This is a genomic window from Xanthomonas sp. SS (genome assembly GCF_014236835.1).
Taxonomy (GTDB): Bacteria; Pseudomonadota; Gammaproteobacteria; order Xanthomonadales; family Xanthomonadaceae; genus Xanthomonas_A.
In genome coordinates this window covers 1,742,428-1,761,289 of record NZ_CP051190.1, presented here as the reverse complement: position 1 = coordinate 1,761,289, position 18,862 = coordinate 1,742,428, and the positions used below count along the sequence as shown (strand labels likewise).

13 protein-coding genes are annotated in these 18,862 nt (G+C 68.0%); 7 read left to right on the top strand and 6 right to left on the bottom strand.

Annotated features, from left to right (window positions below):
* Positions 1 to 137: 137 nt before the first annotated feature.
* A complete protein-coding gene (locus HEP74_RS07080) occupies positions 138 to 824 on the bottom strand; it encodes an HAD family hydrolase (protein ID WP_185815811.1) in 687 nt (228 codons plus the stop codon).
* Between the two features lie 290 nt (positions 825 to 1,114).
* On the opposite strand from HEP74_RS07080, the gene HEP74_RS07075 reads away from it, so the two are divergent.
* Both HEP74_RS07075 and HEP74_RS07070 read left to right on the top strand, forming a co-directional pair.
* Positions 1,115 to 1,882, top strand: coding sequence for an ankyrin repeat domain-containing protein (locus HEP74_RS07075; RefSeq protein WP_185815810.1), 768 nt, complete (start codon positions 1,115 to 1,117; stop codon positions 1,880 to 1,882).
* 33 nt (positions 1,883 to 1,915) lie between these two features.
* On the top strand, positions 1,916 to 3,115 hold the full coding sequence (locus tag HEP74_RS07070; RefSeq protein WP_185815809.1) for a Tle-like phospholipase domain-containing protein: 1,200 nt from the start codon (positions 1,916 to 1,918) through the stop codon (positions 3,113 to 3,115).
* Positions 3,116 to 3,215: 100 nt separating this feature from the next.
* On the opposite strand, the gene HEP74_RS07065 is transcribed toward HEP74_RS07070, so the two are convergent.
* The 3 genes from HEP74_RS07065 to HEP74_RS07055 all read right to left on the bottom strand — a co-directional run bounded on the left by HEP74_RS07065 (position 3,216) and on the right by HEP74_RS07055 (position 8,937).
* Entirely contained in the window at positions 3,216 to 4,445 is a 1,230-nt protein-coding gene (locus HEP74_RS07065; protein ID WP_185815808.1) for a DUF819 family protein, read from the bottom strand.
* A gap of 245 nt (positions 4,446 to 4,690) precedes the next feature.
* The gene (locus HEP74_RS07060) at positions 4,691 to 6,760 is read right to left on the bottom strand and encodes an alpha/beta hydrolase family protein (RefSeq protein ID WP_185815807.1); all 2,070 of its coding nucleotides are present in this window, start codon (positions 6,758 to 6,760) and stop codon (positions 4,691 to 4,693) included.
* 212 nt (positions 6,761 to 6,972) lie between these two features.
* Positions 6,973 to 8,937 carry an OPT family oligopeptide transporter gene (locus tag HEP74_RS07055; protein ID WP_185815806.1) on the bottom strand — a complete coding sequence of 655 codons (1,965 nt, stop codon included), beginning with the start codon at positions 8,935 to 8,937 and terminating at the stop codon, positions 6,973 to 6,975.
* 368 nt (positions 8,938 to 9,305) lie between these two features.
* Here HEP74_RS07055 and HEP74_RS07050 point away from each other — a divergent pair, with 368 nt between their 5' ends.
* Positions 9,306 to 11,072, top strand: a complete 1,767-nt coding sequence (locus HEP74_RS07050) for a peptide MFS transporter (RefSeq protein ID WP_185815805.1) — start codon at positions 9,306 to 9,308, stop codon at positions 11,070 to 11,072.
* Between the two features lie 126 nt (positions 11,073 to 11,198).
* Here the strand turns inward: HEP74_RS07050 and HEP74_RS07045 are convergent, their stop codons facing one another.
* Entirely contained in the window at positions 11,199 to 13,133 is a 1,935-nt protein-coding gene (locus HEP74_RS07045) for an alpha/beta hydrolase family protein (RefSeq protein WP_255427909.1), read from the bottom strand.
* Between the two features lie 397 nt (positions 13,134 to 13,530).
* Between HEP74_RS07045 and HEP74_RS07040 the strand changes: the two genes are divergently transcribed.
* Positions 13,531 to 14,211, top strand: coding sequence for a TetR/AcrR family transcriptional regulator (locus tag HEP74_RS07040; RefSeq protein WP_185815803.1), 681 nt, complete (start codon positions 13,531 to 13,533; stop codon positions 14,209 to 14,211).
* Positions 14,212 to 14,318: 107 nt separating this feature from the next.
* Here the strand turns inward: HEP74_RS07040 and HEP74_RS07035 are convergent, their stop codons facing one another.
* A complete protein-coding gene (locus tag HEP74_RS07035) occupies positions 14,319 to 15,323 on the bottom strand; it encodes a LacI family DNA-binding transcriptional regulator (protein WP_185816538.1) in 1,005 nt (334 codons plus the stop codon).
* A gap of 94 nt (positions 15,324 to 15,417) precedes the next feature.
* On the opposite strand from HEP74_RS07035, the gene HEP74_RS07030 reads away from it, so the two are divergent.
* From HEP74_RS07030 to HEP74_RS07020, 3 genes are read left to right on the top strand one after another with little or no spacing between them, the layout of a single operon-like run.
* Positions 15,418 to 16,470 (top strand): sugar phosphate isomerase/epimerase family protein, encoded by a 1,053-nt coding sequence (locus tag HEP74_RS07030; protein WP_185815802.1) that lies wholly within the window; start codon positions 15,418 to 15,420, stop codon positions 16,468 to 16,470.
* 27 nt (positions 16,471 to 16,497) lie between these two features.
* Positions 16,498 to 17,715: a nucleoside permease gene (locus HEP74_RS07025; protein ID WP_185815801.1), complete on the top strand. Its 1,218-nt coding sequence runs from the start codon at positions 16,498 to 16,500 to the stop codon at positions 17,713 to 17,715.
* A 10-nt stretch (positions 17,716 to 17,725) separates the two neighbouring features.
* Positions 17,726 to 18,850, top strand: a complete 1,125-nt coding sequence (locus tag HEP74_RS07020) for a Gfo/Idh/MocA family protein (protein WP_185815800.1) — start codon at positions 17,726 to 17,728, stop codon at positions 18,848 to 18,850.
* Positions 18,851 to 18,862: the final 12 nt, after the last annotated feature.

The window sequence follows — 18,862 nt, the reverse complement described above, 5'->3', positions numbered from 1 at the left end:
CGCACCACGGATGACGCGAAGTTGTCCGCAGCCGCTCTCGCCGTCCGCCACGCTACGCAAGGGCTCCAGCGAGCGGACAGCCCCGACTCTGCGTTTGTGCGTCGCCGCCACCCGGCAGCGCGACCTCCCGATCGAAACTACGCCGCCGCCGCGCGCACCAGTTCCGCATAGACCTGCGGCAACTGCCGCATATGCTCCATCACCGCGGCCACGCCGAGTTGGCGCAGCGTGTCGGCATGGCCCGGCGGGATATGCGCCGCGCCGGTGAAACCGATCACGGTCATGCCCGCGGCCAGCGCCGCACTGGCGCCGGTGACGCTGTCCTCGATCACCAGGCAACGCGGCGGCGCCGCACCCAGCGTGTGTGCGGCCAGCAGGTAGACGTCCGGCGCCGGCTTCGGCCGCGCCACCATGTCGGCGCTGAAGATGTGGCCGTTCACCCGTTCGCTCAGCCCAGCGCGCGCCACCGACGCCACCACGCTGTGGCGCAGGCTGTTGGAGGCGACCGCCAGCGGCAGCGGCAACGCCAGCAGCGCCTCGCGGACGCCGTCGATCGGCTGCACCTCGGCGGCGATCAAGGCTTCCGAACGCTCGCGGATGTCCTCGAACAGGCCCGGCGGCAGGGTCACCGCGAAATGCCGCTGCACCCGCTCCACGATCTCGCGCGCGGTCTGGCCGAAACTGCCGGCCAGGTAGGCCTCCAGCTCGGCCCGCGGCACGTAGGCGCCCAGTGCGTCGAACATGACCCGGTCGGCCAGCACCTCACTGTCGACGAGCACGCCGTCGCAGTCGCTGATCAGCAGGTCGAAAGGGGTCGCGGTCATCGCAAGGGCCTCGGCGGAAATCGGCATTATGCCAAGTTGCGCATGTACGTCGCCTGCGTGCGGCAGCACTGACGCGTGCGCTTCGCCGCAATCGAGCCACTCCCCGCTTTCGGCGCAAACCGTCGTTTCGCGTTAATCGACGTTCCACCGCGCATGGCACGCCACGCGGATCGCGCCAGCCCTGTAACAAAACCTTACCGAACCGGAGCCGGACAGCTGCTAGCATCGGCGAAGGTGGCAAGGAATGTCGCCACCGGCAACAGGAACGCGAACAGGAAAAGGAGCCCTCCATGCGCAAGCAGTTCCCCGCCCTGATCGCACTTGCGACCTCGATGTCCATCTCGGTCTCATGCGCCGCCTCGCCCGGCGCCAAGGAGCAATCTGCCATGTCAGCTACGCTGCAGGATCACTCGGTCGCGTTCCGCGATCCCCATCTCGCCGACATCGCCGCCGCCGTCGCGCGCGGCGATGCCGCCCGTATCGCCGCGCTCGCGCCCGGCCTGGACTTGTCCGCGCACGGCGACCAGAACGTCACCCTGCTCGAATATGCGATCTGGAACGAACAGCCGCGCGCGCTCGGCGCCTTGCTGGACGCCGGCGCCAATCCTGCCGAACCGGGCATGGACCAGGAAACCGTGGTGCACATGGCGGCGATGGCCAAGGATCCGCAATACCTGAAGATCCTGCTGCAGCATGGCGCGCCGGTAGACCCGGTCAGCCCGCGCGGCAACTGGACGCCGCTGTTCCGCGCGCTGCAGAGCAAGCGCGACGAGCAGATCCAGCTGCTGCTGCAGGCCGGCGCCGATCCGCACCGGGTCGATGCCAGCGGCAACTCGCTGCTGCACTTGGCCGCGCAGAGCAGCGCCGGCAACCCTTGGGTGCTGAAACTGCTGCAAGCCGGGGTCGATCCGGGCCTGCGCAACGCGCAGCAGAAGACCTTCCAGGCGTATTTCTTCACCACGCCCGAGCGCCTGCTCAACAGCACCGCGCAGCAGACACGCGCCGCGGTACGCGACTGGTTGAGCACCCACGACATCCCCCTGGAAGCGGCCCGCTGAGGCGGCTGTTCGCACACACGCAAGGAACCGCGCATGAGCCAGAACGATCTCCCCGACAACGCCGCGTCCGCCCCCTTCGCCGAGGCCGTTCGCGGCCAGCAGCCGCAGGCGGTGGACACGCAACTTCCCACCCTGCTGCAGGATCTCTACAGCACGGCCGACCAGCGCCGCGCCGGCGGCGCTGAAAGCTTCGCGGCGCTGCCCGACGGCTGGGCCCGCCTGGACGACGGCGCGGTGCAGCGCGCCGGCATCGACCCGAGCATGCTGCACGACGCCAAGAGCGGCTTCGACGCCGCGTTCTACCGCAACCAACAGGGCAACGTGGTGCTGGCGTTCTGCGGCACCGACGAAGGCAAGGACTGGAAGCACAACATCGGCCAGGGCCTGGGCTTTGCCGATGCGCAGTACGCCTCGGCGATCCAACTCGGCAGCCAGGCCAAGCAGGCGTTCGGCCAGGACCTGATGATCTCCGGGCATTCGCTCGGCGGCGGCCTGGCCGCGGCCTCGGCGATGGTCAACGACGTGCCGGCGGTCACCTACAACGCCGCCGGGGTCAACGACCGCACCCTGGAGCGTGAAGGCTTGGACGCATCCGCGGCCAAGGCCTATGCCTCGGAAGGATTGATCCGCGGCTACCACGTCAAGAACGAACTGCTGACCCACCTGCAGGAAGACAGCATCCCGCTGAAATGGGCGATGCCCGATGCCGCCGGCCACCAGATCCAGCTGCCGGACCCGGATCCGCTGTCGTTCGGCCAGCGCCTGGTGCCGGGGATGATGCTCAAGCATCGGCTGGACCTGCACGGCATCGATTCGGTGATCAAGGCGCAGGAACTGGAATCGCAGAGCCACGCGCAGACCCAGGAACGCGCGCTGCCGACCGGCAGCCGCCTGTTCAACGATGCGGTGGTGCAACTGGACGGTCAGCGCGAGCGGCTCGGCCTGCGCGACGACGCGGCTTTCCTCAATACGGCCGCCAGCGTCGCCGCGCACGCCAGCCACGATGGCCTGAAACAGATCGACCAGTTGGTACCGAGCCGCGACGGCGACCGCCTGTTCGCGGTGCAGGGCCGCGCCGACGATCCGGCGCACCTGCGCAGCCAGGTGCAGACTGCGGCCGCGGCCAGCGAACCGGCGCAGGCCAACGTCGGCCAGCTGCAGCAGCAGAACAACCTGCAGGCGAACGTGCCGCAGCAGGAAGAGCAGCAGCGGCGCGTGGCGCTGCAGCAGTAGGCCGCACGCAATCCCCTGTAGGAGCGGCTTCAGCCGCGACAGGATCTATCGGTAAAGCCCGGTCGCGGCTGAAGCCGCTCCTACAGGGTCATAGGGTGCACTACGGCGCGCCCGCCATCGCACGCAAGGTGATCCCGACCAGGTACGCCAGATAGGTGCCGGTGGCATAGCCCATCGTGCCCAGCAGCACGCCGACCGGCGCCAGCGCCGGATGAAACGCCGCGGCCACCACCGGCGCCGAGGCCGGGCCGCCGACGTTGCTCTGCGAGCCGATCGCGAAATAGAAGAACGGCACCCGCAGCAATTTGCCCAGCGCCAGCAACAGCAGGATGTGCACGCACAGCCAGATCAGCCCGAGCAGGAAGATCCACGGGCGGTCGAACAGCGCCAGCAGGTCCATCTGCATGCCGATGCAGGCGATCAGGAAATACAGCAGCAGCGAGCCGATACGCGATGCACCGGCGCCTTCCAACGTGCGCGCGCGGGTGAAGCTGAGCAGCAGGCCGATCGTGGTCGACAGCACCACCACCCATACGAACGGCGAGCCGAGGCTGAACTGCTTGGCCCAGGCGACGTTGGCCGCGAACCAGGCCGCGGTCGGCACCGCGATCGCGTGCGCCAGGCCAACTGCACCGAACGCTAGGCCGACGATCAGCATCAAGTCGGTCAGGCTGGCGACGCGTTCGTGCTGCGCCTGGAACTGCGCGATGCGCTGTTTGAGATCGTCGATGCCGCTGGTGTCGGCACCGCTGCGCGCATCGATCGCCGCCGCGCGCGGGGCGAGGAAGATCAGCAAGGCCATCCACACGTAACCGACGCCGACATCGACCACCGCGAACTGGCCGAAGGTGGTGGCATCGACGTTGAACACTTCGCGCATCGCCAGCATGTTGGCGCCGCCGCCGATCCAGCTGCCGGCCAGTGCGGCCATGCCGGCCCAGGTATCGCCGGCCACCGTGGCCGGGTGCAGCCATTTCATCAGCTGGAACGCGACCACCGCGCCGAGCATGATGCTGAAGGACGCGCCCAGGTACATCGCCACCAGCTTCGGCCCCAGGCGCAGGATGCCTTTCAGGTCGACGGTGAGCGTCAGCAGCACCAACGCCGCGGGCAGCAACACGTCGCGCGCGACCGGGTCGTACAGGCGGTTGTGCTGCCCGTCGATCAGCCCGACGGTGTTGTAGATGCCGGGAATCAGGTAGCACAGCAGCAGCGCCGGCACCACGCTGTAGAAGCGCTTCCAGAATCCATGCGGCCGCGCCGCGGTCCAGAACACCGCGCCGAGCGTGGCCGCGATCAGGCCGAAGATGACGATGTCGTTGTGGATCATTGGGAAGCCGGGACTCGGGACGGGGGACTCGGGACTCGTAGAAGCACAGCCGAACGGCGCGAACTCGAGCGCCGCGCAATCGATCGACATCGCGGATGGAATGGCTCACTCATACGTGAGACCCGTCCCGAGTCCCGAGTCCCGAGTCCCGAGTCCCGAGTCCCGAGTCCCGAGTCCCGAGTCCCGAGTCCCGAGTCCCGAGTCCCGAGTCCCGAGTCCCGAGTCCCGAGTCCCGAGTCCCGATTTCATTCCCCGATATGCTGCTTCAACCAACCATTGACCGTGTCGTGCCACAGGATGCTGTTCTGCGGCTTCAGCACCCAGTGGTTCTCGTCCGGGAAGTACAGGAATTTCGACTCGATGCCCTTGCGCTGCAGCGCGCTGAACGCGGCCAGGCCCTGCTCCACCGGGATGCGGAAATCCTGCTGGCCGTGGATCACCAGCATCGGCACCTTCCACTTGTCCACGTGCAGCACCGGGTTGAACTTCTCGTAGCCGGCCGGGTTCTGCCACGGCGTGCCGCCGTTCTCCCACTCGCTGAACCACAGTTCCTCGGTGGCGTAGCCCATCGTGCGGTTGTCGAACACGCCGTCGTGGTCGACCAGGCACTTCCACGGCTGGTTCCAGTTGCCGGCCATCCAGTACACCATGTAGCCGCCGTAGCTGGCGCCGAGCGCGCAGGCCTTGTCGCCGTCGAGGAACTTGTACTGCTGCTGCGCCGCGGCCCAGCCCTTCTGCAGGTCTTCCAGCGGGCGGTCGCCCCAGTGCTGGCTGATCGCATCGGTGAACGCCTGGCCATAGCCGGTGGAGCCGTGGAAATCGATCATCACCACCGCGTAGCCCTGGCCGGCGTAGGTCTGCGGATTCCAGCGGTTGCTCCAGCCGTTGCCGAAGCTGCCCTGCGGGCCGCCGTGGATCAGGAACGCGACCGGGTAGGTCTTGCCGGGCTGGTAGTTGTACGGCTTGACCACGTAGCCATGCACGGTCTCACCGTTCCAGCCCTTGAACTGGAACTGCTCGTAGTCGCCGAAGGCCACGTCCGGCAGCTGTTCGCCGGCGCTGGCGGTGATCGCGCGCGGATGCTGGCCATCGGCGTCGGCGACGAACACCTGGTCGCCGCTCTTGAGGCTGTTGCGGGTGAACGCCAGGGTGCTGCCGGCCAGCACCGGCGCGCCGACGCTGCCGCCATCGACCACGCTGCGGACCTTGCCGCTGGCGGTATCCACCGCGAACAGCGGATGCTGGCCGAGGTCGTCGGCGGTGGTGTACACGGTGGCGCCGTCGGCCGAGGGCACGATCTCGCCGGCCGAGCGGTCCCACTGCGGCGCGATCTCGCGGGTCTTGCCGCTGGCCACGTCCATCGCCATCAGGCCGAAGCGGTCGGCCTCGAAACCGGGGCGCTTCATCGCACGGTAGTACAGGGTCTTGCCGTCGGCGGAGAACACCGGGCCGGCGTCCCAGGCCGGGTTGGCCGCGGTCAGGTTGACCGGCGCGGCCTTGCCCGCCGCGTCCAGCCGGTACAGGTCGAAGTTGGTGGACCACGGCTCCTCGCGCCCGGCCACGCGCACGCTGGCGACCAGCGACTGCCCGTCCGGCGCCCAGGTGTAGTCCTCGCTGCCGCCGAACGGCTTGGACGGAATATCGCCGGCCAGGGTCGCACTGATCGCCGAGGCGCCGACCACCGGCTTGGCCTTGGCGTCGCCGGACAGCGGTGCCACGAACAGGCTGTTGCGGCGGCCATCGTTCCAGGTGTCCCAGTGGCGCACGAACAACTGGTCGAACACCACGCCGCTGGCCTTGGCGTTCTTCTTCGCATCCAGCCGCTTCTGCGTGCAGCCCAGGTCGGAACCGCAGTCCTGGAACACGCCGGCGCTGAAGGCGACGCGGTCGCCCTGCGGCGCGATGCGGTAGCTGTCCACATCCAGCGCGAAATCGGTGAGCTGGCGCGGCGCGCCGCCGGCCAGCGGCAGCGCGTACAGCTGCTGGCGGCCGGACTTGGCGCTGAGGAAGTACACGGTCTTGCCGTCGGCCGACAGTTCCGGCGAATTGACGTTCCAGCCGTCCGGGGTCAGCCGCTTCGGCGGCGCCGCATCGCGGGTGCGCAGGTTGCGCAGCCACAGCCCGGTGCTGGCCTTGTCGCTGGCCTTGTCCACCTGCCGCTTGGCGAAGATCACCGTGCCGCCATCGGGCGTCAGCAGCGGCGAGGACACCCGGTCCAGCGCCACCATGTCGCGGACATCGAAACCGCGGGTCGCCGCCAGCGCAGGCAGCGCGGTCAGCAGGCACAGGGGCAGCAAGGCGTAGCGCAAGGTCATCGGGCGTCTCCGGAATACGGCAAAACGTCGATGGTAGGCGCGCGGGTGGGCGTGGCGCAAAGGCATGAAGTCATGGAGGGGCCGGGATTTGGGATTCGGGATTGGGGATTCGTGAAAGCGATATGGCTGCGGGTTTGATCGCTTGATGGTGCTGCAAACAAGAAGCCCGGCGCGGGGCCGGGCTTCTTGCATTGCTTGGCGGGTGACTGAGCCTACGCCGACGGCGGCAGCGGCGCGGTCGGCTCGCCCTTCTTGCCGGTGCGGTACAGCAGCCAGCCGACGAAGGCGAGCAGGACCAGGCCGTACCACTGGTTCAGATGGAACGCCACGGGCAGCGCCAGCACGTCGGCGTGGCCGGAGACCACGATCGGCACGGCGATGGCGATGCCCATCAGCGCCTCGCCGGTGATCAGGCCGGCGGCGAACAGCGTGCCCGGACGGTGCACGCGGTCGCGGCCTTCCTCGTCGTCGGCGCGGATCTTGTGGAAGCGCTCGACCAGGTAGGTGATCAGCCCGCCGAGGAAGATCGGCACCATCAGTTCCAGCGGCAGGTAGATGCCGATCGCCGCGGCCAGCACCGGCACGCGGAAGCGCTTGCCGGTGCGCTTGAGCCACTCGTCCAGGGCGATGATCGCCGCGCCGACGCCAGCGCCGATCGCGATCATCGTCCACGGCAGTTCGCCGCCGAACAGGCCCTTGGCCACCGAGGCCATCAGCGTCGCCTGCGGCGCGGCCAGCGAGTTCGGATGCTCCGGCGTCGCCGCGCCGATGCCGTAGGCCTGTGCCAGCAGGTTCAGCACCGGGGCCATGATCAAGGCGCAGGAGAACGCGCCGATGGCCAGCATCAGCTGCTGCTTCCACGGCGTGGCGCCGACCAAGTAGCCGGCCTTCAGATCCTGCAGGTTGTCGCCGCCCACCGCTGCAGCGCAGCACACCACTGCGCCGATCATGATCGCGGCGACCGCGCCGATCGGCGAGTCGCGCCCGAGCAGCAGCACCAGCACCACCGAGGCGAACAGGATGGTGGAGATGGTGATGCCCGAGACCGGATTGTTCGACGAACCGATCAGGCCGGCCAGGTAGCCGGACACCGACACGAACAGGAAGCCGGCGACGATCATGATCAAGGTCATCGGGATGCTGACGTGCCACTGCCCGACGATCGCCTGGTACAGGCCCAGCAGCGGCAGCGTGCACAGCAGCAGCGCCACCAGCATCCACTTCATCGGCAGGTCGCGGTCGGTTTCCGCCACCACCGTGCCGGCGGTGCTCTTGCGCGCGGCGGCGAAGCCGCTCTTGACCCCGGACAGCAGCGACTTGCGCAGCGAGAACAGCGTCCACACGCCGCCGATCAGCATCGCGCCCACGCCCAGGTAGCGCACCTTGGCCGCCCAGATGCCGAACGCGGCCTCGGCCGCCGGCGCGGTGGCCAGGCTCTGCGCCAGCGCCGGATCGGAGTTCATGAAGAACTGCTGGTACAGCGGAATGGCGATGTGCCAGGACAGGATCGAACCGGACAGCACCACGATGCCGACGTTGAGCCCGACGATATAGCCGACGCCGAGCAGCGCCGGCGACAGGTTGGTGCCGACGTAGCCGACCAGCTTGCTGCTGCCCAGGTAGGTGGCCTGCGCCCAGGTGTCGGGAATCACTTTCAGGCCGCTGGCTGCGGCCAGCTTGACCAGCCCACCGATGGTCGCCGACAGCGCCAGGATCTTCAGTCCCGGCCCGGGATTCTCGCCGGCCTTGAGCACTTCGGCCGCGGCCTTGCCCTCGGGGAACGGCAGCGGATCCTCGACGATCATCGAGCGCCGCAGCGGCACCGAGAACAGCACCCCAAGCAGGCCGCCCATGCCGGCGATGCCGAGCACCCACCAGTACTTGAAGTCCGGCCAGTAGCCCATGATCACCAACGCCGGGATGGTGAAGATCACCCCCGCCGCGATCGACGAACCGGCCGAGGCGCCGGTCTGCACGATGTTGTTCTCGAGGATGGTGCCTCCGCCGAGCAGGCGCAGCACGCCCATCGACACCACCGCCGCCGGGATCGCGGTGGCGATGGTCAGGCCGGCGAACAGCCCCAGGTAGGCATTGGCGGCCGACAGCACGACGGCCAGCACGATCGCCAGCACGACCGCGCGGAAAGTGAGCTGACGCGGCGCAGCAGCGTTGTTCATGGTTACCCCTGAAACGACAAAAACGTTTTCCACGCTAGCGTCTGGGGCTGGGCAAGTCCAGCATCCCGGCGCCCAGCTTGTGGCACATGCCTTGAGGCGGGGATTGGGGATTTGGGATTGGGGATTCGCAAATGCAGCGGCGTCCCTGCGGCCGATGGTGTCAGCCCCTCTCCCACCGGGAGAGGGGTTGGGGTGAGGGTACGGGGCGAAGCCTCGCACCGTGTCGATCTCACGAGGCTGCGCCCGTACCCTCATCCGCCCCTGCGGGGCACCTTCTCCCGAGGGGAGAAGGAACTGCTACCCAGACTCAACCAACCTCCGCCAGCACGCCTATACTCCGCCGCTGCCCTTCCCGCCCCAGGCCAGCCGTGTCCGCCACCGCCCTCCCCGCCCGCGACGCGCGCGACGATTTCCTCGGCCATCCCAAGGGCGTCTACGTCTGTTTCTTCACCGAGATGTGGGAGCGCTTCTCCTTCTATGGGATGAAGGCGCTGCTGCTGTTGTACCTGACCAAGTACCACCTGTTCGGCGACAAGGCCGGGCTCGACCTGCTCGGCGCCTATGGCGGCCTGGTGTATTGCGTGCCGGTGATCGGCGGCCTGCTCGCCGATCGCTGGCTGGGCATGCGCAAGGCGGTGGTGTTCGGCGGCATCCTGCTGGTGCTCGGCCATGTCGGCATGGCCTTCGAGGGCCACGCCGCAACTCGGGTCGCCGGCGTGGTGGTGCGCGACACCGCGTCGCTGGGCGTGACCTACCTGTCGCTGGCGCTGATCATCATGGGCGTTGGCTTCCTCAAGCCGAACATCTCCACCATCGTCGGCAAGCTGTATGCCCAGGACGATCCGCGCCGCGACTCCGGCTTCTCGCTGTTCTACGCCGGCATCAACCTCGGCGCGCTGTTCGCCTCGCTGGTGTGCGGCTTCCTCGGCGAAGCCTATGGCTGGCGCTACGGTTTCGGCGCCGCCGGGATCGGCATGCTGCTCGGCCTGGGCATGTTCCTGTGGGGCCAGAAATACCTGCACGGCCATGCCGAGCCGGCGCAACCGGCGCTGCTGCGCCAGCGCGTGGCCGGGCTGCCGCGCGAATGGGCGATCTATCTGGTCGCGGTACTCGGCGTGCTGCCGGTGGCCTGGCTGATGTGGGCCGCGGCCAACGGCGCCTTCAGCCTGGGCGGCGAGATCTCGCTGGCCTTGCTGCTGATGCTGGTGGTGCTCGGCGCCGTGCTGCTGTGGTTCGCCTGGTTCACCGGCACCCAGTGCACACCAGTGCAGCGCCAGCAGATGATCGCGCTGATGGTGCTGATCGCGATGGCGCTGGTGTACTTCACCCTGTACGAGCAGACCTACGGTTCCTGGGTCACCTTCACCGACCGGCTGATGACCAAGGACATCGTGCCGTCGCTGGTGATCCGCGGCGGCACTCCGCTGCCGTGGTCGATCGCCTCGTTGCTGTTGGCGCCACTGGGCTTCGTCGCCGCGGCGTCGCTGTCCGACCGCAATCCGCAGTCGGCCGCGCCGCGCCTGCTGTTCATCGCGGTCAGCGTTCTGATGCTGCTGCTCCTGGTGCGCGACTGCCTGGTGCTGCCGCAGACCGCCGGTTCGCTGACCTACCTGGGCGCGCTGTTCCTGGTATTGCTGGCGCCGCTGTTCGCCGCGCTGTGGGCGTGGCTGGAACGGCGCGGCCTGGAGCCATCCAAGCCGGCCAAGTCGGCCATGGGCCTGTTGTTGGCGGGATTGTCGTTCGTGCCGCTGGCGCTGGCCGCGCAACAGGTCGGCGTCAGCGGGCAGATGGCCAGCGTGTGGTGGCTGGTGCTGGCCTATCTGGTGCTGGAAGCAGGCGAGATGTGCCTGTCGCCGGTCGGGCTGTCGGCGGTGACCCAGCTCGCGGTGCCGCGCGTGGTCAGCCTGATGATGGGCACCTGGTTCCTGGCCACGGCGTTCTCCGAAGCGCTGGCCGCGCTGTTCGGCAAGCTCGCCGCGATCGACGTGCCCGAAGGCGAAACGCTGAACATCGCCGACGCCGCCGCCAAGTACGCGCACCTGTTCTGGCTGATGCTGTGGATCGGCGTGGGCTGCGCGGTGCTGGCCTTCCTGGCCGCGCCGCTGCTGCGGCGGATGATGCACGGAGTGCGCTGAGCCTCGGCACCGCCATCGCTACGTGCGAAGCGCGGCCCAACCATGCGTCGGGCCGCGGATTGGCTTTCGCGGCTTGCAGGCGCCGATGCGCTCGCAGCGCATCGGCACCGAGGACACCCGCAGCGACTAGCGCACCGGCGCCGGCGCAGCCTGCGCACCGCCCAGCGAGCGGCTCAGGAACGCCAGCAGCTTGGTATAGAACTCACGGCGGTGTTCTTCGGTATAGAAGCCGTGGCCCTCGGTCGGCTCATACAGCGTCTCCACCGGCACGCCGGCCTTCTTCAGCGCCGCTTCCATCTTCTTCGAATGCTGGATCGGTGCGCGCTCGTCTTCGCCGCCGGCAGCGAGGAACACCGGCACCTTGATCTTGTCGGCGAGATTGACCGGCGATACCGCGGCCAGTTCGGCGCTCGATCCCACCCATTCGCGCAGAAACGTCTGATCGGAGTCGCGTTGGTAGGTGTCGCCTCTGACGTACAGCATCGGCAAGTCGTAGACGCCGACGTAGCCGGCCGCGCAGCGGTACAGCGATGGTTCCTTGGCCACGCCCATCAGCGACGCATAGGCGCCGTAACTGGCACCGTACATGCAGATACGCGCAGGATCAGCGATGCCCTGGGCGATCGCCCAACGCGTGGCATCGGTCACGTCGTCCTGCATCGCGCCGCCCCATTTCCCGCCACCTGCCTGGTGAAAAGCGCGTCCGTAGTTGCCCGAACCGCGATAGTTGACCTGCAGTACCGCATAACCGGCGCTGGCCAGGATCTGCGCATCCTGATCGAACAGGCCATCGTCGAACACGCCGAACGGGCCGCCATGCGGCATCACCACCATCGGCACCTTGCCGGACGCAGCCGCCGCAGGAAGGGTCACGAAGCCGTGCAGCTGCAGGCCGTCGCGCGCCTGCAATGCGATCGGCCGCACCTCGGCCAGCTTCGGCGGCTGCAACGCGGCACGGCTGGCGAATGCGAAGTCCGCCTTCTTCGCCACGGTGTCAAACAGGTAGAACTCGCCGGGATTGCGCCCGGACTGCACCTGCACCAGGTTGAGCCGGCCATCGCGGGTGCTGGAGGTCACAAAGACCGCCTGCCCCGGGAACGCGGCCTCCAGCGAGCGCTGGGTCTTGGCCTCGGGCGAAGTCGGGTCGAAGAACAGGCTACGCGGCTTGTCGGCCAGCACCTGGATTCCCACCGGAATGCGGGTGCCGTGGCGATACATGACCCGGTACCGATCGGCCAGGGCATCGCGTGCCACCTCCTTGCGCTCGTTGCTGTCCACGTTCCAGGCCACGATCGCGTCGCTGCCCTTGTCCTGCTCGACCTGCAGATACGCGGTGCGCCCGTCTTCGGAAAAGCCGATCGGCGCTTCGGCATGATGGCTGAGGTTCTCGTCGTTGATCAGCCGCCAGTCGCCGCCTTGCGCGTCGCGGTAGAACAGCTTGCTGGCATTGTCCGCATCGGCACCCGAGGCAAAACGCACCTTGCCTTGCTCGTCGCTGTAGAAATCGGCCCTGCGCACCTTCGGAGAGCCGACCAGCGGCCGCCGCCGGCCGCTGTACACGTCCAGCACCTCGCTGCGGCTATACGGATCCTTGTTGACGCTGAACGGACGCACCTGGATCACCACGTTGCGGTCGTCGCCAGGCAACCGGCCGACCATGTGCGCGATGACGTCCTCCACCTTCTTGGTCTGGATCAGCGTGCCCGGGCCATTGCCGGTGACGCGCTGGCCCACCAGCAGCTCGGCCGCACTGCCGTCGGCATTGATGGCGAACAGTTCGCCGGTGGAACGCGGCTCGTCCATCGCCCCGATCTTGATGTCCATATTGAACAACACGCGCGTATCGTTGACCCACTCGAAATCGGAGACATGGGTGTTCTTCTCCATCGAGAAACTGCCGACGATCTTGTTGTCGGAGCGACGCATCACCGCCAGCGCGGTGCGGTCCGCCAGCGGCACGGTGGCCGCGTAATACTCGCCGGTCGGCGACAGCTTCAGCTCGCCGACCTGTTCCTTCATCAGGAACGGCGCCAGGTCCACCTGCGCCTGCGCGCTCCCCATTCCGATGCCCATCCCCAGCACACAGCACAACGCGACTGCACCCAATCTCCCGCTCATCCTGATCCCCTGTATCCATGTTGGTTTGGCTTGCGTGCGAAAGTGTAATACGCCGCGCGCTTCGCGAAAGCGGGCCAGCGCCGACCATCGCAAGAAAATCGCCGGGCACAACGCTACACCTGCCCGGCCAGGATCCGCCCAGGCCCGATGTCATGCGCGCGCATCGCAAGGACCGCGTGCAACAGGGTCGTTCGGTCCACTGTGGATCGCTGCGGGTCGCAGCGCCGACTGTCACAGGCACGCCCGCCGGCTCCGGCGAATCGTTGCGTGGTTCGAGGCTGGAAGCACATTTCCCCACCACCAAGAAAAATGTACAGTTGGGTTCACTTTAGGAGACGCAATGAAGGTTCGGACCGAGGCCCGACGCGAGGCCATCGTCGAGGCGGCGACGCAACTGTTCCAGGAACTGGGCTACGAGCGTGCCTCGATGAACGAACTGGCGAAACGGCTGGGCGGCTCCAAGGCCACCCTGTACGGCTATTTCGCGTCCAAGCAGGAACTGTTCGGCGCGGTGGTCCGCGCCGCGGCGACCGTGCATCTGTCCGACGCGATCCGGCGCCTGCAGGCGCCCCTGCCCGGCAAGAGCGACCTGCATGCGATGCTACTGCGCTTCGGCGAATGCATGCTGCAGGTGGTGAGCAACGATGCGGTCGCCATCGCGGTCTACCGCATGGTGGTGGCCGAGGCCGGCCGCTCCGAGGTCGGACAGCTGTTCTACCAGGCCGGTCCCAGCGAATCGGTGGTGGCGGTGGCCGCGGTGCTGGAAGCGGCGATGGCGCGCGGCGAACTGCGCCAGACCGATCCGACCATCGCCGCCCTGCACTTCCTGGCGCTGCTCACCGCGGAAGTGGACGTGCGCATCTACCAGCGCGATCCGCCGCCGCTGGCGCCAGCGCTGGTGCGCAAGATGGCGCAACGCGCGGTCGAGCAGTTCCTGCTTGGCGCCGCGCCACGGCAGAAGACCAGTGTCGCGGCACGCCCGGCCGGCAAACCTGCGGCGCGCAAGCGCGTGCGCGCCTGAGCGCGATCGTGCGCCATCGCGATGCTTCGCGCCGAGTGCGTTTCGCGATGCCACGCCACTGCACTATCGGGGACTGCGCCAACAACCCCGTTCCGCCCTGCCGTCACCTACTCCCTCGGCGCAGCAGTCGACCCGCGCAACATCAACCGGAAATCCAGCGTCTGCTGAAGCGGTACGTCTACATTTTCGATGATGGCGAGCAGCAGGTTGACTGCGCGGATACCGATCTCGCGCATGGGTTGGCGGATGGTCGTCAATGGCGGCGTGAGGTAGCTGGATGACGCCAGGTCGTCGAAGCCGACGATGGAAAGGTCGTCCGGCACGCGCAAGCCCAGGTCCCGGCAGGCCGCCAGGGCGCCCAGCGCCATCTGGTCGCTGAAGCAGAAGATCGCGGTCGGCACCGGCGCGCGGGCCAAGAGCGCCATCGCTGCCGCATGCCCGGATTCCACGGAGAAATCGCCCGGCACCACGCTCAGGTTGCGCAGGCGGCCGCGCGCCTTGCCGGCGGCGCGGGTCCCTTCCAGTCGCTGCTGGTGCAAGGGGTTGTCGGGTGGGCCGCCCACCACGGCGATCCGCTCGTGCCCCAGTCCGTACAGGTGTTCCATCACCGCGCGCGCGGCGGCCGCGTTGTCGATGTGGACGCTGGGGATGCCCAGCGCCGGGTCGAACTCGCAGCCGTTGACCACCGGCGCGGCGGTGCCCAACTGCTTGACGATCTCGCGCGCCGTCGGCGGGAGGCGGTGCCCCAGCACGATCAGCCCGTCCGCTTCGTTGCGCCGGAGCATCTGAGCGTAGCGCTCCTCGCGGTCGGGCTGGTGCTGGGTATCGCCCAGCAGGACCGCATAGCCGACGGCCTGCGCCGCTTCCTCCGCGCCCTGCAGGATCTGCGCGAAGAATGGATTGGCGATGTCCGGCACGGTGACCAGGATCTTGCCGCTGCGCTGGGTCTTGAGCGTCCTGGCGACCGTGTTGGGGACATAGCCCAGCGCGGCGGCGGCCTGCTCGATGCGCGTGCGCGTGGCCGGCAGGACTTTTTCCGGCCGCGAAAGCGCGCGCGACACCGTGCCGGCGGAGACGCCGACGTGCTTTGCGATGTCGTAAATGGTGGCCATGACGTCAGCTCTTCTTTCTGCTGTGCAGTGCACAACGGGTCTTGCGGGAGGCGATGCTAGGATAATGCAATCGATTGCATCAGGGCGAATCACGTTGAAGACGCTCAAGGGTCCGGCGCTGTTCCTGGCGCAGTTCATCGGCGACACACCTCCCTTCGATCGCTTGGACACGCTGGCCGAGTGGGCCGCGGGCCTGGGCTATTCTGGCGTACAAGTACCGACCATCGCGCCCCACCTGTTCGATCTGGCCCAGGCCGCGCAGAGCCAGGCGTACTGCGACGACGTCGCCGGCATGCTGGCCGGGCACGGCCTGCAGATCACCGAGCTATCCACTCATCTGCAAGGGCAACTGGTCGCGGTCCATCCCGCCTACGACGAGCTGTTCGACGGCTTCGCACCGCCGGACAAGCGCGGCGATCCCGCTGCTCGCCAGGCCTGGGCGGTGGAGCAGCTGCTGTTGGCCGCCAAGGCCAGCCAGCGCCTGGGGCTGACGGCGCATGCCACGTTCTCCGGCGCACTGGCCTGGCCTTATTTCTACCCTTGGCCGCAACGCCCGCCCGGGCTGGTGGAAGCAGCCTTCGCCGAACTCGGCCGCCGCTGGCGCCCCATCCTCGACGCCTTCGACGCCTGCGGCGTGGACCTGTGCTTCGAGATCCATCCGGGCGAGGACCTGCACGACGGCGCGACCTTCGAGCGCTTCCTCGAGGTGGTCGACCATCATCCGCGCGCCAAGATCCTCTACGACCCCAGCCACCTGCTGCTACAGCAGATGGACTATCTCGGCTTCATCGACCGGTATCACGCGCGCATCGGCATCTTCCACGTCAAGGACGCGGAGTATCGCCCCAGTGCGCGCAGCGGCGTCTATGCCGGCTACCAGGACTGGATCGATCGTCCGGGACGGTTCCGTTCGCTCGGCGATGGCCAGATCGACTTCAAGGCGATCTTCTCGAAGTTCGCGCAATACGATTTCCCGGGCTGGGCGGTGCTGGAGTGGGAGTGCTGCCTGAAGCATCCGGAAGACGGCGCTCGCGAGGGTGCCGCGTTCATCCGCGAGCACATCATCCGGGTGACCGAACGCGCCTTCGACGATTTCGCCGACAGCGGCGCCGATCCGGAATCGCTGCGCCGCATGCTGGGGACCTGAGCCGATACCGCCCTGGGAGGGGAAGCCATGACGTACACCATGCCGCGCTTGGGCGCGATGATGTTTCTGCAGTTCTTCATCTGGGGGGCATGGTTCGTGACCCTGGGCACGTACCTGGTGCAGGGCCCCCTGCACGCCAGCGCGAGTCAGGTGGCGACGGCCTTCCTCAGCCAGTCCATCGGCGCCATCGTGGCGCCGTTCCTGGTCGGCCTGATCGCGGATCGCTACTTCGCGGCGCAGCGCATCCTCGCGGTGCTGCACCTCGCCGGCGCGGTGCTCATGTGGCTGGCGTCCACGGCGACCAGCTTCGGCATGTTCTCCGCCTGCGTCATGGGGTACATGCTGCTGTTCATGCCGACGCTGGCCCTGGCCAACAGCGTGGCGATGCGGCACATGCAATCGCCTGAAAAACAGTTCCCGCCGGTGCGGGTGGCGGGCAGCGTCGGCTGGATCGTGGCCGGCGTGCTGATCGGCTGGCTAGGCTGGGAACAGGCGCACCGGCTCGAGCTGACGTTCCGGATGGCGGCGATGGCATCGCTGGCGCTGGGCCTGTATGCCTTCACCCTGCCGCACACACCGCCGCTGGCGCAACAGCGCGACGCCGGGCTGGGGCAGGTCCTGGGACTGGACTCGCTGCGGCTGCTGAAGTCGCGCTCCTACCTGGTGTTCTTCCTGGCATCCATCGCCATCTGCATCCCGTTGGCGTTCTACTACAACTTCACCAACCCGTATCTCAACGATCTGGGCGTGCGCGGCGCGGCCGGCCTGCAGTCGCTGGGCCAGGTTTCCGAAGTGCTGCTGATGCTGGCCATGCCGTTCCTGTTCGTGCGGCTTGGCGTCAAAACCATGCTGGCGGTGGGCATGGCCGCGTGGGTAGTGCGCTACGCGATGTTCGCCTTCGGCGATGCGGGCGGCGGCTTCTCCCTGCTGGTGATCGGCATCGTGCTGCACGGCATCTGCTACGACTTCTTCTTCGTCACCGGCCAGATCTACACCGATGCGCATGCCGGCCCCGCCGCGCGCAGCAGCGCGCAGGGCTTCATCACCCTGGCCACGTACGGCGTGGGCATGTTGATCGGCACGTTCCTGTCCGGCGCGGTGGTGGAGCACTACACCACGGCGGCGGGCCCGGACTGGCAGCAGATCTGGCTGTTCCCGGCAGGCGTGGCGCTGGTCGTGCTGATCGCCTTCCTGCTGCTGTTCCGCGACCGGCCGGTCGTCGCGGCCGCGCCCTCCACGCATTGAGAGCCCACCGATGAGCAAGCTCGGAATCGCCATCGTCGGCACCGGCATGATCGGCGCCGTGCATCGTCGCGCGGCGCTACTGGCCGGTGCCGAGGTCCGCGGCGTCGCCGCCTCTTCCCCGCAACGCGCACGCGACGTGGCGCAGTCCTGGAATGTGCCGCGCGCCTATCGCGACATCGAGGACGTGATCGCCGATCCGCAGGTGCAGGTCGTGCACGTGTGCACGCCCAACCATCTGCACCGCGCCATGGCGCAGGCGGCGCTGCAAGCCGGCAAGCACGTGATCTGCGAGAAGCCGCTGGCCACGACCTTGCAGGACGCCCAAGCATTGGCGGCATTGGCCGCCGCGACCGGGCTGGTCGCCACGGTGCCCTTCGTCTACCGCTACCACCCGGTGGTCCGCGAGGCGCGCGCACGCATCGCGCAGGGCGACCTGGGGCCGCTGCGCCTGATCCATGGCAGCTACCTGCAGGACTGGCTGCTGGACCCTGCGAGCAACAACTGGCGCGTGGACCCGGCACTGGGCGGCACCTCGCGCGTGTTCGCCGATATCGGCTCGCACTGGTGCGACCTGGTGGAATGGGTCGGCGGCGAGCGTTTCGTCGAGGTCAGCGCAGCGTTCGCCACCGTGATCGCCGAGCGCGGCGCCCTCACCGGGCAGAGCTTCACCACGCCGGCGGCGGGCGGCGCGATGCAGGCGGTCTCGAGCGAGGACGTGGCCGCGGCGATGTTCAGAACCGGCGCCGGCACGCTGGCGTCGTTGACGGTCAGCCAGGTCTCGGCGGGACGCCGCAATCGCCTCTGGTTCGAGATCGATGGCGCCAGGGCCAGCGTGGCGTTCGATCAGGAGAACGCGGAACGGTTGTGGATCGGCCTGCCCGACCAGCGCGAAGAAGTCTTCGTGCGCGGGCCGGGTGCCGGCAGTGCCGAACAACGCCGGCTGGCGGTGCTGCCGGCCGGGCACGCGCAGGGCTACGGCGATTGCTTCGAGGCGTTTGTCGCCGACACCTATCGCGCCATCGAAGGCGAGCGGCCGGAAGGCCTGCCCACCTTCGAAGACGGGGTGCGCTCGGCGCTGATCGTCGATCGCGTCATCACATCGGCCAGGACGCGCGCCTGGACATCCATCGATTGAATCTCGGGAGGA